Source organism: Mesotoga sp. H07pep.5.4, assembly GCF_003664935.1.
Classification (GTDB): domain Bacteria; phylum Thermotogota; class Thermotogae; order Petrotogales; family Kosmotogaceae; genus Mesotoga; species Mesotoga prima.
In genome coordinates, this window is record NZ_JFHM01000007.1 from 241,720 (window position 1) to 253,955 (window position 12,236).

A 12,236-nucleotide genomic window follows, 5' to 3' on the forward strand; every position below is an offset into this window, starting at 1 on the left:
GGAGGCTTGCTAAAATACGCTGATCGCTGTGAAGACAACGTTGTCCGTCAACGGTCCACCGTCCTCCGAGAAGAAAAAAAGATCCCGAAACAAGTTCGGGATGACAATGTGTGGTCATTTCGGAAATGCCGCATTCAGTCATGCTTGTGTTTTGAAACCCTAGTGGGCTTCGTGAAACCGGCACATTGCGTCATTCTGAACTTGGTTCAGAATCTTTCTCCCAAAGTTCTATAGAACCAGCTACCCGCAATTCATAACCACAGTATTTCTAAGCCTAGATCCCAAAACAAGTTCGTGATGACAGAGTGAGGGGCTTCCCAAACCCGCTGCACGGATAACTTCATCAGGTGCATAGAAAACCCGAATTGTTAAGCCGGTTCTGTTCACGAGACCCCATACCCCTTAATCGATACCCTGCCCTTCGCGTCTGAACTTGTTTCAGCATCCCGATCTAGGAACTGCTGTACGCTTGCTAAAATACGCTGAACGCTGTGAAGAGCCGTCCTTGGTCCTTCGTCCCAGATCATGGACCCGTCCTTCGCTGAGACCCAAGCCCAGATCCTGACCAGGAGCATTGTCAGGATGACGTGAAGGAAAAGCATGCTCTGAAGCGCTCCTGTTCAGGGCTCCTGCTTGTGGTTTTTCTGTTCAGGGTGATTCCCTAATTTCGCCGCACTGTCATCCCGTAGTGCTCCTATACGGGATCTCGTATCTTCAGTCTCGTCCTCTCTTTCTCTCTCTTCTCTCCCGTTCTCTCTCTCTTTCTCTTTTCTTCTCTCTCCTCTTCTCGCTCTTCCTACCTCTTCCCTCTTGCCTCTTACATCTTTTTTTTGAGCGATCGTAACTTCCTGACGGAGTCTACATAACTTGCACATGATTTTCTGTGTGATAGTGTACAATCCAACCAAGGGAGGTGGCCTTTTGTGAAGAAGATTGTTACCAGAGTGATTATTGGTTTAATTATTGGGCTGATCACGTGGGGGATCGTTGTCATCGTTTTCAGCGGTGGTATTTCAGATACTTTCTCATCAATCACTTCAATAGAGAAGGCAGATGTGCTCATGGAAATAGATGAAAATGGTCTTCTGACGGTCACGGAGACGATCGACTACGTTTTCAAGAAACCATATAGAGGTATTTATAGAGAGCTGCCTGCCGACAGGGCCGGAAGTCAATACAGCGAGATAGAAGTAACTGCAGTTGGAAAAGAGATCAAATACATCGAGTCGTTTGGTTCTCAGGACGCTCGATCTGTAAGGATTTGGTTTGTCCCGTATAACACGGGTGCCGTCTCTCCTGTGAAGGGAGAAGAAAGAGTAAGCATTACTTACAAATACACGGTAAGAAGAGCTGTAGAAGTCGGTACAGATATAGCTCAGATTTTCAGGAAGATATGGGGCGAAGATACTGCAAGCTGGGTCAAAGAAATCACAGCTACAATCGTCTTTCCTGAGAATCTTGAGATCCTTGAATTCTATACCCATCCCGTTGTTGAAGTGGATAGAGAAGGAAATACATATGAGCTAGAAGCCACAAATGTGCCTCCACTGACATATGTCGAGTTTAGAGCAGTGATTCCTAAAGATCAAGCGATGGCCATGAATATGAGAAATGTTGCTTTGGGCGGAGCCTTTGACAAGAATTACATAGACGGGGTCGAGAGCGAAGTCAGGCGAAAGATCCTCTTTGGAAAATGGATAATCCCGATCGCGATCGGTTTGCTGACACCCTTTGTTCTCATTTTTGCTCACAGAAAGCTTGGCAGGGAAATAGACGTTGGATATTACGCGGAATATGAACGAGATCTGCCGACACAACACGCGCCCGATGTTATAAACGCAGCGGTCAAGAACCTTGCCGGTATGGTAGACAACGACGGGATAGGATCTACAATAATGGAGCTTTATCGGAGGGAGTACATCGATTTCGAGAAGGGCAAAGGCGACAAGGTTGAGGGAATTGTGATAAAGAACCGCAACGTTTCAAAGCTTAGGCCTACGGAAGCTGCATTTCTAGAGTTTCTAGACAAGTATGACACAGAAAACGTATTCGATTTCTCCGCAGTGAAGAAGACGGTTACTAAGAAGCAATCGGAAGCAAGGATCTTCACAAGCGATTTCTCAAAGTACAAGACCAAAGTACACGACTCAGTCAAGGGGATGCATCTTATTGATCTGAAGGGAAACGCAATCGTCAAAGGTTATTCCATCGTTATGTTCGTAGTCTGTGTGATTCTCCTCGCCTTCTATTCAGGCGCCGATCTTGCGCCTTTGAGAATCTTCTCTCTTATCTTCTTCGGTGCAATCTGGGTCCTCAGCTGGATAATGATGGTCCTGCCGAAGGATGTATTTGGTCGATGGACAAGGGAGGGAAGGCTCTTCTATCTGAAGTGGCTCGGGCTTAAGAACTATCTCGAAGACTACTCTCTGCTCAATGAAAAGCCGCCTGAGTCGATCATCCTCTGGGAGGAGTATCTCGTCTATGCAACCGCTCTTGGAATAGCGGACACCGTTAGAAAGAACCTGAACAAGATTGTTCCAGAAGATGTCTGGAACGAGCAGAGCAGACATCCATACATGTATTATCCCGTTACTGCCTATGCTGTAAGCTCTTTTACGGGTGTTACCAGAGCAGCCTATTCCGCCTCGAGCAAAGGCTCCGGAGGCGGTGGAGGATTCAGTGGTGGAGGCTCCGGCGGTGGCGGAGGCGGAGGCGGTACTGGAGGCTTCTAGCAGTCTCCGCTTCTTGAGATCAAGGCTAAGCATATTGCGATTTTTGATGCCGCATCGGACTTAAATGAGATGATCACTTAACGATATGTTTTCATTACGGGAGTTGAGCACCAGACCAGCGTGATATAATCAATCGAAAGCTACCCAACGGAGGAGCATCCGAGATGAGTAGACGTCCATCAGGGAATCGGGACGGATCGAAAGGCGAGGGTGCCGAAGAAGGCGGAAGCCCCAGCGACCGACTTCTGGGCATACGGGAAATACCTGTATGACTGTCACGAAGAATGCGTGGAGAGCCGGTGGGTTGGAATAAGAGATTATTTCAAACCATTGAAGTGTTCCCGTTTTCTTCGGGAACACTTTTTCGTTATTCAGGAGGTGGTTTAGTGAGAATTGCAATAGTCGGCGCAACCGGGGAAGTTGGCCGAATGATGTTAAAAAAACTCGAAGAAGAGAACATTCCAGCAGAAGAGATCGTTCTCTACGCTTCCAGCAGAAGTGTGGGGAAGAAGTTCACCTTCAAAGACAAAACTTTAGAGGTCGCCGAGCTTCGCGAAGACTCTTTTGACAAAGGCTACGACTACGTGCTCTTCTCGGCAGGGGCGTCGGTCTCGAGGCATTATTCGCCAATAGCTGCAGAAAAAGGGGCTCTGGTGATCGACAATTCGTCGGCCTTCAGAAGCGATGCGGAGATTCCTCTCGTTGTGCCTGAAATCAACGGTTTTCTCGTTAAGGGATACAAAGGAATCATTGCAAACCCGAACTGCTCTACTATACAAATGGTCCTTTCTTTAAGTGGCATATACAGGAGATACGGAGTCAAGACGATAGTCGTCTCTACTTATCAGGCGGTATCGGGTGCAGGCAACAAAGGAGTCGCCGAACTCGAAAAGCAGGAGGCCGGCGAGATTGTCCCAACCGTCTTCGTCAGACAGATACATAGAAACGTCGTACCTGTAATAGGCGATTTACTTGAGACCGGTTTTTCAACCGAAGAGATGAAGATGGTCAATGAAACGCGAAAGATTTTCGGCGACGATTCAATTTCCGTCTGGCCTACGACTGTCCGGGTTCCCGTTGCGCACGGCCACTCGGAATCCATATTCGTCGAAACGATCGAGCCCTTTACGCTTGACGGCCTGAAAAGCGAGATTGAGCACTCTCAGAACGTTGTTTACAGCGAAGATCATTTGACCCCCCTCGAAGTTGCCGGTTCTGATCTCGTCTATGTATCACGACTCAGGACCTTCGATTCCAGCAGATTCCTTTTCTGGAACATAGCGGACAACATCCGCGTTGGTGCCGCAACAAACGCGGTCAGAATTATGAAAGCCCATATGGGAGGTGCTTAATGATGAAAGGAGCATACTACACCGCAACGGGAAACACCTTTCTTGTAGTCGACTCTAGAGAGAGAAAACTGAGCGATATGGAGAAACGCCTTCTTGTGCTGAAGTATGTAGATGGAAGAGACGGAGCTATCTTCGTCGAAAGAGAGTTCATGGACTACTACAACTGCGATGGAAACAGAGCCGCTTTTTGCGGGAATGGGGCGAGGACCTACGTTTATTTCATTCACGAGAAAGAGAAGCGCAATTTGGTAGAATTCTCCTCTCACGCGGGCAACGTTTTGGGTAAAGTGGACGATCTAGTCAGCGTACGAATGCCGTCTCCCAGGTTTCTCGGTACCTTTGAAGAGGAAGATTATTCTGGAGAGATAGTCGTCGTAGGCGTCCCGCATCTAGTTATCGAAGGAGACACAGATAAAGTAGATTGGAACGCTCTTCTACCTCTGAGACATCTTTACGATGCAAATATAAACATATTCACCGTTAAGAAAGAAGGAAGCCTCAGAATACGGACATTCGAACGGGGTGTTGAAGGCGAAACCGGTGCCTGCGGAAGTGGTGCCACCTCGGTAGCTTGGGTCTACTCGCGGAGAACTGGCTGTGACAAAGTCATTCTACAGGCAAATGGCGGGGACCTTACCGTGTCATTCAGAGATGGATCCGCCTATCTTGGAGGAGGTGTGGAGAAATGTTCAGAGGAACTGGAACTGCAGTTATAACGCCCTTTAAAGACGGAGCCGTTGATTTCGACGCATTCAGGCGATTCCTTCGTTTCCAGCTTGAGAACGGAATAGAGGCTTTGATAGTTCTCGGCACGACCGGCGAATCACCGACTATAAATGAATCGGAACGAACCAAACTGATAAGAATTGCAGTGGACGAGGCAGGCGGGAAAGTGCCCGTAATAGTGGGTACCGGGACGAATTCGACGGAGAAGACAATAAAGAGGTCGCTGAAGGCTTTTGACGAAGGTGCCGACGGCGTGCTTGTGGTTGTACCCTATTACAACAAACCAACACAAGAGGGCCTTTACAGACACTTTGGAGAGATAGCGACGCGAGTACAGGGACCAGTTATCATCTACAACGTACCGGGGAGGACAGGGGCAAACATCCTGCCGGACACGGTAATCAGATGTCTAGAGTTCAATAACATCGTTGGTGTAAAGGAGGCGAGCGGGGACCAGTATCAGGTCGATTACCTCATCTCCGCCTTGCGATCAAAGGAATCTGACTTCAAAGTCTGGTCCGGAAACGACGACCAGGCCTTCCATCTCTGTTGCAGCGGGGGTGACGGAGTGATCTCGGTAATCTCCAACGTTGCGCCGATGAAGACATCCGCCATGATTCATTCGATCCTAAAGGGCGATCTTCATATAGCTAGAGGGCTCCATCTGGAGCTTCTGCCTTTAATGAAGGCACTGTTCGTGGAGTCTAATCCTATTCCTGTAAAATACGCGCTCAGCCTTATGAACTACTGCCAAAACGAACTTCGTCTGCCACTTTACGAGCTTTCAGGAGGAAACCAAAAAGTTGTCCGGAAGGCTTTGCAGGAGAGTGGTGTCCTGTGAGATACGGATTGATCGGTTCCACGGGCCGTATGGGAAAAGAGATTATCGAGGTCTTTAAAGGACATGATCTTGTTCTCGAAGTTAATGATACAGGGATCTTCCGGCACGGCGAACCGGAAGTGATCGTGGATTTTTCAAATCGCGAAGTACTTAAGACTACGATCGAACTGGCCGCGCAGTTCGGGGCAGGTGTGGTGATCGGTACCACCGCTCTTAGTCAGTCAGACTTTGCAACTCTCAAGACACTTTCGGAGAAGGTGCCTGTGGTCCAGAGCTATAACTTCTCCACAGGGATTAATATACTGAAGATGATTCTCAGAGAGTTCTCGCCACTTCTCGAAGGCTTTGAGGCAGAGGTAATTGAAACCCACCACAGCGGGAAGAAGGACGCGCCTTCGGGAACGGCCTTGATGCTGAAAGACGCTACCGGGAGGGATCTTCCCATTCATTCGCTGAGAGTGGGTGGAGTTCCGGGGGATCATTCCATAGTATTTGCAAACGAAGGTGAGGTAATTGAGATAACTCACAGAGCGATCTCGAGAAAAGTTTTCGCCATTGGCGCACTGACCGCGGCTCGATTCTGCCTGGAGCATGAGAAGGGTTTCTACTCCTTTGAGGAGGTAATAAAATGGACTCAGAAATGATCATAAAGATGATTAGAGACGCAAAGAAGAAGACCCCTGCGGTCTGCTACTTATCGGGCGATTTGAGAGGGCTGAAACATGAGAATGTCCGATTTGTCGGCGGAAAGGATTTCGGGATTCTCTTCGGCGATCTGAAAGAGATAGAAGCTATCCTCGAGTTACATTCAGAGAGAATTTCGGCTCATTACATCGAAGTAAAAGCGCGGAACTCCGCTCTTCCCCTGGCCGATCTGACTAAATACCACGCAAGGATAGAACCGGGAGCGATTATACGTGATCTCGTAGAGATTGGTGACAATGCGGTGATTATGATGGGCGCCGTTCTGAATGTCGGAGCTGTAATCGGTGAGGCCACCATGATAGATATGAACGTCGTAATCGGAGGAAGGGCGATTATCGGAGCGAACTGCCATATAGGGGCTGGAGCAGTTGTTGCCGGAGTGGTCGAACCGCCCAGTGCCACTCCCGTTGTTATCGAAGACAACGTGCTTGTCGGGGCCAACGCGGTTATTCTTGAAGGCGTAAGAGTCGGCGATCATTCCGTAATAGCTGCTGGTGCCGTTGTCACAAAGGATATTCCACCCTATTCCGTTGCGGTGGGAATGCCTGCAACGGTAGTGAAGCGGTTCGACGAGAAGACGGCGAGCAAGACGAATCTCGTCAAAGAGCTGCGTGAGATACAGGAGAGCTAGATGATCGTACAAAAATACGGTGGTTCATCTGTAGCCGATGCCGAAAGAATAAGAAACGTCGCAAGAAGAATAAAGAAGAAGGTCGACGCAGGAGAAAAAGTGATCGTTGTCGTCTCTGCGATGGGAAAGACGACAAATGAGCTAATATCTCTAGCAGAATCGATATCCAAAAATCCCGATCGCAGAGAACTGGCGATGCTTCTTTCTACCGGGGAACAGGTTTCGGCTGCTCTACTCTCGATGACTCTAATAGAGATGGGAGTTAGATCTATCTCGCAAAACGCCATGCAACTGGAGATCTCAACGTTTGGCGATTTCGATAACGCGAGAATCGCCGATCTTAATCTCGATAAGATATACGCCGAGCTTGAGAAGCACGATGTGATTGTTGTCACTGGATTTCAGGGTGTAGATCCGGAAGGGAATTTAACAACGCTTGGGCGAGGCGGCTCAGACACTTCGGCAGTTGCAATTGCGGCCAAAGCCGGTGTTCAATGTGAAATACTCAGCGATGTCCCAGGTATTTTCACCTGTGATCCGAAGTTTCACAAGGATGCGAAAAAACTGGACTACTTAACATATGACGAAATGCTTGAACTGGCAGCCCTTGGGGCTAAAGTCCTCCATTCAAGGTCTGTGGAAATAGCAAAGAAGTATAACGTTGAAATCCTGTGTTTGTCTTCATTCAGCGAAGAAGGAGGTACGAGAGTGGTGAACAGGCTACCGGAATGGCTTGAACAGCCTGTAGTAACTGGAGCGACTATTGACACAAACCAGTTGAAGATCGCAATCAACAAACTTCCCGGAAATACGGACATCGTAAGCAAGATCTTCCAGGCGGTTGCTGGATCGAGTTTCAACGTAGACATGATCTCGATAGTGAACGATGATGGGTATATTCATCTGGCCTTCACTGTGCTTTCAGCAAGTCCCGCTGCAATAAAGAAGACGATAGAAAGCGTCCTGGTCGATGTAGACAACTGGGAGCTTACTATAGATGAGGACGTTGCGAAGATTTCCACCGTGGGAGTAGGCATGAGGTCGAGTGCAGGAGTCGCTGCTCGGTTCTTTTTAGCCCTTCAGAAGGCCGGCGCGAAAATAATAGCAACGACAACTTCCGAAATAAAGATCTCTGTGTTAGTTCCAAAATCTCAGGCAAGCAAGGCCTTGAAGGCCCTGCTCGACGAATTCGAACTGTGAGATGATGAGATGCTGTCAAACGTGTATTCGCCATTTCCATTGAAAATCCGCAGTGCGCATGGAATTAGAATCGAGACCGATAATGGAGAGTTTCTCGATACCTTTGCCGGAATAGGGGTTCTTGCTTTCGGGCACACGGATAGAAAGACTGTCGATGCCGTTACTTCAAAAGTTCAGCGGTTCTCCCACACATCGAATTACTTCCTCGACGAAGACGCGATTACCCTCAGCAAATGCATCCTGGACTTCTCGAATTCCGACGGAGAAGTTTACTTCACCAATTCAGGAACGGAAGCCACAGAGGCCGCTATCAAAGCTGTAAGAAGGCTTAGAAAGGGCAAGCTGATTTCGTTCGAGGGAAACTTCCACGGAAGAACGATGGGCGCTCTGTCCCTAACACACAGCGAGCGGCTTCGCAAACCCTTTGAACCGCTCCTTGCCGACGTTCGGTTCATTCCTAAGAGTGTTCAGGATTTTGAAAAGGTCGTATTGTCTGATGAAATTGCCGCGGTCTTCGTGGAGGTCATTCAGGGGAACAGCGGTGTACATCCATACCCACCCGAGCTTCTTCAAGCCATAGAGAAGCTAAGAAAAGAGCGAGGTTTCTTGCTCGTAGCAGACGAAATCCAGAGTGGCCTCTGCAGAACGGGAGAGTATTTCGGTTATCAGAACTACGCGATCGAGCCGGATATGATAATACTGGGAAAGGCTGTGGGAGGCGGACTACCCTTAGGGGCCGCCGTGTTCAGAGGCGTATCGCCCTTTTCGCCCGGAGATCACGGCTCCACATTTGCACCGAATCCAGTCAGTCTCGCAGCAGGGCTCTCCGTTTTGAGTAGAATGGACTCGGCTCTTCTTGAAAGTGTTAGAATATGTGGGGCCCATCTGAAGGAGAATCTGGAGAGACTTGCCTGGGCAAAAGAAGTGAGAGGCATTGGACTCATGATTGGCGTTTCAACGGAGAACCCTGAAAGGATTAAGAGCCTTGCCTTTGAAAGGAAGGTTCTTCTCAATGTCACGGCTGGAAGCATAAGGTTTCTTCCGTCGCTAAATATTACGGAAGAAGAGATAGACGAGATAACGGAGCGACTGGATTTTGGAGGATGAAATGATTGATTTTCAGAAACTTGCAAATGAGTTTGGAACACCTTTATACGTATATGATGCTGAAAAGATACGAAAGAAGATAAAAAAGGCGAAGACCGTTTTCGAGGGTCTCGATGCAGAGATAGTCTTCGCCCTTAAAGCCAACAACAATCCCGCACTTCTCAAGATCATGGCCGAGGAGGAAATCGGAGCCGACGTCGTCTCGAGAGGCGAACTTCTTGCGTCGAAGATGGCCGGAATGAAGCGAATTCTATGGAATGGCAACGGTAAGACTGACGAAGACATTACATATTTTGTGAATCAGGGACTCAACATTGTCTGCATCGACTCGCTTCAGGAGTTGCCGCTCTGGGATGGCGTGAATGTGATCAAGCTCTTGAGAGTGAACCCTGATGTAGATGCCCGTACTCACCCGCATATATCGACAGGCTTGAGGGCCCATAAATTCGGCGTGCCCATGGAAAAGGTCTCGGAAGTTGCCGACAGAATAGATGGAATACATCTTCACATAGGCTCTCAGATTACGGATGTTGAACCCTTCTTCGATGCCTATTCTAAGGCCCTCGATTGTGCAAAGCAATACGGATTCAAGTATATCGATCTTGGCGGAGGCTGGGGAATAGACTACGAAGGAAGAGAGCTTGACATAGAAAGACTTCAAAAAGGAATATCCGAAATCTTTGCAGGCTTCGACGGTAAACTGATAGCCGAACTGGGGAGATTCATCATAGGCCCGGCCGGCTATCTGGTCACCAAAGTGGTCAGCGTCAAGCCTTCGGAAAAGATATTTATTGTCACCGACGCTGGAATGAACGCCTTGATAAGACCAGTGCTGTATGATGCCCATCACAGAATTCAGGTCCTTGCAAGCACAAAAAAGACCGTCACTGCCGATGTGGTCGGTCCGCTGTGTGAAAGCGGTGACATCCTTGCCAGAGGTCGAAAGCTCGAAGTACCGATTCCCGGAACCGCAATAGTCTTGGAGAATGCCGGCGCATATGGATTCTCAATGGCAAACAACTACAACGGAATGCCCTTCCCTGCGGAGGTGCTCGTGGACGGAGAAGAGGTCAAGCTCATTCGCCGCAGACAGAGTATTGAGGAGCTATTCACTAACGTAAAGATGTGAAGATCGAAATCAGCCCTTTCGATAAATCGCTGAATCAAACGAAAGCTCGCGATTTATTGGGTAGAGACTCAGATAAAGAAAAGCAAAAAGAGGGACTGACTCATTTCTTTTGTCCCTCTTTTTTGGTGACTTATCGCGCTATCGAAGAACGATTTTTACAGTGTTTTGCTAAACCAATCTACAGTGGCTTCTATTAGCTGATTGAATGCGGTCATATCTCCGGTGAATATATTGAAGGTGTGGTCTGCGCCCTCAATTATAAGAACCTTCGATTTCTCATTTTTAGATGCATCGACGATTCTCTGTGCATTCACAGGATCGACTACTGTGTCTTCCGAACCATTGATAGCAAGTACCGGTGCACTTGAGTTAGAGAAGACCTGCAAGACGTCCGTTCCGTAGGCCTCATCGAACCACTGAAGTCCCAGTTTAAGAGGGCTTCTCCACTCAAAGGTCAGCTCATAGTAACCATTCTGCTTCGCAATTTCGTAAGCTTCTAAGCTTCCAACGCCTGACAGGTCAGGAGCGCCAGCCCAGCAGAGAACAGACTTGTAAGCGGGATTCTGTCCTGCCGCAAGCAAAGCGATCGTTCCACCCTGGCTCCAGCCCATTATCCCTGCCCGATGACCGTCCACTCTTGGAAGACTTGCCGCATAAGCGAAGGCGATATTCGTGTCGTCTATGGCTGAAGTGAAATTGTAGTTAATGTAGTCGGCAGTACTCTCGCCGTTCCCAATGAAGTCAAATCGAACACTCGCAATACCTGCCTTTGCGAGCGCTGGAGCTGCCAGCAGGTAACCACCACCGGCCTCGTTCTTATCAGAGCCTGTTCCATGAAGCATAACAACTAAAGGAAATGGACCGTCACCGTTGGGTATGCAGATAACAGCGGGAATCTCATGATCGATATTGGGAATCATGACGGATAATTCCGTATAGGCTGCGGGAATCTTCAAGACCGTTCCCACCTGAAGTGCAAACTCATCAGTGATTCCGTTAAGTTCGGCAATTTCCTTCCAGTCGACGCCATACGCCTTTGCGATCTCCCATAGAGTATCTCCCTTTACAACAGTGTACTCGCTTCCGGCTCCGAAAAGCATACCACCAAGAAGCACAATCAAAAGAACAACTAGAGAAGCTCTCCTCGTAACTTTCAACGCTCTCACCCCTCGAAAAAGATATGGTTTCATTTTTAGTATACACCCGCTTTGTTGCCGGACTGATAATAAGCTCCTCTTGAAAACGCTCCTGCAAGAAGAGAGAAGAAGAGAGAAAGAGAGGGAGAGAAAGTGAGAGAAGAGAGAGGGAGAGAAGAGGAAAATCTGCAGCGGGTCTCGGGTTTTGGGTCTAGGATATCGCAAGAGCAGAAGTGAGGCTCGCTGGCGCGAGGAAGTGATGCCCGTAGGATCATCCCGGGAAGTGAGGCCGACTGCGTCGGGAAGTGATGCTGGCGCTTACGCGCCAGGAGGCAAAATAGAGCCAGTCTGCTAACGCAGGCCAGTCAGGCTCCGCCTGGCCAGTCTCACCTTCGGCGAGGCCAGTTCCGACTTCGTCGGCCATAAAAGCCGGTCCTTAGTTACACAGTCAGCAGTGAACTGCCTTTCACAGCGACCAGCGGGTTTCGATTCTTAAGCGTACAGCAGTTCTTTGGGCGAGATCACGCACAGGAGCGCTGCGGGATGACAAAGTGAGTGGATTCAGGGCGAACTTTACGGGGTGGTAGCATGGGGAAATCACGGGATGACAATTTCAGATGATTGTGCAGTTCTCTTGTAGGGGCGAACGGCCGTTCGCCCGAAAAAGGTCCTGGTTG

Annotated in this window: 10 protein-coding genes and 1 riboswitch; of the genes, 9 read left to right on the forward strand and 1 reads right to left on the reverse strand. The window is 48.8% G+C overall.

The window, feature by feature from the left end:
* Positions 1–923 precede the first annotated feature (923 nt).
* From Y696_RS05640 to lysA, 9 genes are all read left to right on the forward strand, one after another.
* Positions 924–2,732 carry a DUF2207 domain-containing protein gene (locus Y696_RS05640; protein WP_121509890.1) on the forward strand — a complete coding sequence of 603 codons (1,809 nt, stop codon included), beginning with the start codon at positions 924–926 and terminating at the stop codon, positions 2,730–2,732.
* A 140-nt stretch (positions 2,733–2,872) separates the two neighbouring features.
* A riboswitch (Lysine riboswitch) is annotated at positions 2,873–3,039 on the forward strand.
* A gap of 79 nt (positions 3,040–3,118) precedes the next feature.
* Positions 3,119–4,084 carry an aspartate-semialdehyde dehydrogenase gene (locus Y696_RS05645; RefSeq protein ID WP_121509891.1) on the forward strand — a complete coding sequence of 322 codons (966 nt, stop codon included), beginning with the start codon at positions 3,119–3,121 and terminating at the stop codon, positions 4,082–4,084.
* Entirely contained in the window at positions 4,084–4,800 is a 717-nt protein-coding gene (locus Y696_RS05650; RefSeq protein ID WP_121509892.1) for a diaminopimelate epimerase, read from the forward strand. Before Y696_RS05645 ends, Y696_RS05650 begins: the two co-directional genes overlap by 1 nt.
* Positions 4,770–5,651 (forward strand): 4-hydroxy-tetrahydrodipicolinate synthase, encoded by an 882-nt coding sequence (dapA, locus tag Y696_RS05655; RefSeq protein ID WP_121509893.1) that lies wholly within the window; start codon positions 4,770–4,772, stop codon positions 5,649–5,651. Before Y696_RS05650 ends, dapA begins: the two co-directional genes overlap by 31 nt.
* Complete coding sequence (locus tag Y696_RS05660; protein ID WP_121509894.1) at positions 5,648–6,295, forward strand: 4-hydroxy-tetrahydrodipicolinate reductase; 648 nt, start codon at positions 5,648–5,650, stop codon at positions 6,293–6,295. The genes dapA and Y696_RS05660 overlap by 4 nt, the downstream gene beginning before the upstream one ends.
* Positions 6,280–6,987, forward strand: a complete 708-nt coding sequence (gene dapD / locus Y696_RS05665) for a 2,3,4,5-tetrahydropyridine-2,6-dicarboxylate N-acetyltransferase (RefSeq protein WP_121509895.1) — start codon at positions 6,280–6,282, stop codon at positions 6,985–6,987. The genes Y696_RS05660 and dapD overlap by 16 nt, the downstream gene beginning before the upstream one ends.
* On the forward strand, positions 6,988–8,187 hold the full coding sequence (locus Y696_RS05670) for an aspartate kinase (RefSeq protein ID WP_121509896.1): 1,200 nt from the start codon (positions 6,988–6,990) through the stop codon (positions 8,185–8,187).
* A 9-nt stretch (positions 8,188–8,196) separates the two neighbouring features.
* Complete coding sequence (locus Y696_RS05675) at positions 8,197–9,294, forward strand: aspartate aminotransferase family protein (RefSeq protein WP_121509897.1); 1,098 nt, start codon at positions 8,197–8,199, stop codon at positions 9,292–9,294.
* Position 9,295: 1 nt separating this feature from the next.
* Positions 9,296–10,423, forward strand: a complete 1,128-nt coding sequence (lysA, locus tag Y696_RS05680) for a diaminopimelate decarboxylase (protein ID WP_121509898.1) — start codon at positions 9,296–9,298, stop codon at positions 10,421–10,423.
* Positions 10,424–10,578: 155 nt separating this feature from the next.
* Here the strand turns inward: lysA and Y696_RS05685 are convergent, their stop codons facing one another.
* On the reverse strand, positions 10,579–11,580 hold the full coding sequence (locus tag Y696_RS05685; protein WP_121509899.1) for an alpha/beta fold hydrolase: 1,002 nt from the start codon (positions 11,578–11,580) through the stop codon (positions 10,579–10,581).
* Between the last annotated feature and the right edge of the window lie 656 nt (positions 11,581–12,236).

Coding starts and splice junctions, on each gene's coding strand:
- lysA (WP_121509898.1), top strand. CDS start 9,296: ATGATTGATTTTCAGAAACTTGCAAATGAGTTTGGAACACCTTTATAC.
- dapA (WP_121509893.1), top strand. CDS start 4,770: ATGTTCAGAGGAACTGGAACTGCAGTTATAACGCCCTTTAAAGACGGA.
- Y696_RS05670 (WP_121509896.1), top strand. CDS start 6,988: ATGATCGTACAAAAATACGGTGGTTCATCTGTAGCCGATGCCGAAAGA.
- dapD (WP_121509895.1), top strand. CDS start 6,280: ATGGACTCAGAAATGATCATAAAGATGATTAGAGACGCAAAGAAGAAG.
- Y696_RS05650 (WP_121509892.1), top strand. CDS start 4,084: ATGATGAAAGGAGCATACTACACCGCAACGGGAAACACCTTTCTTGTA.
- Y696_RS05675 (WP_121509897.1), top strand. CDS start 8,197: ATGCTGTCAAACGTGTATTCGCCATTTCCATTGAAAATCCGCAGTGCG.